Origin of the sequence: Herbiconiux daphne, from assembly GCF_024979295.1 — a bacterium.
In the GTDB taxonomy this organism is placed as follows: domain Bacteria; phylum Actinomycetota; class Actinomycetes; order Actinomycetales; family Microbacteriaceae; genus Herbiconiux; species Herbiconiux daphnes.
This window is the reverse complement of sequence record NZ_JANLCJ010000776.1, coordinates 1-531: the sequence shown is the minus strand read 5'-3', so window position 1 is coordinate 531 and position 531 is coordinate 1. Positions and strand designations below refer to the sequence as shown.

Genomic DNA, 531 nt, shown 5'->3' with positions numbered 1-531 from the left:
GATATTGAGAATAGTGCACGTCAGACCTCTATGAACTATGCTATGAACATGCTTCAACAGAACAATGCTACACGTACTAATGCAATTGGCGCTCTTGGGAGTCTTGGTATGCAACAAGCTCAACTTGGTGCTACAGCTGCTAACTTGTATCAACAAGGGTTGCAGAACCAATATACAGCTGCTCAAGCTCAGCAACAACAAGCAATCAACCAAGCTCAGAACCAGTGGTTTAACCAACAAGGTGCTTCTCAAGCAGGTTGGACAAACCTTGCTCGTTATCAAAGTGTGGTTGCTGGTATTGGTGGTATGGGTGGTCAATCCACTTCTACTGCTACCGCTCCAAGTTCTGGTGGTGGGTTGTTTAACCAAGTTCTTGGTGGTGCTTCAACAGTGGCTGGTATGGGTCAGAGTTTTGGTTGGTGGGGTGGTTCTGATGCCACTCTGAAAGGTAAAGTTCGTCTTAAAGGTCGTACCAAATCTGGGGATAAAGATTATGATTGGGAGTGGAATGCTCGTGGTCGTAAGCTTGGT

General features: G+C 46.0%; 1 protein-coding gene. It reads left to right on the top strand.

The genetic code is table 11. The annotated features are described in order from the left end of the window. Positions 1 to 42: 42 nt before the first annotated feature. A partial coding sequence (locus N1032_RS27630) for a hypothetical protein (protein WP_259543928.1) occupies positions 43 to 531 on the top strand: 489 nt, incomplete at its 3' end.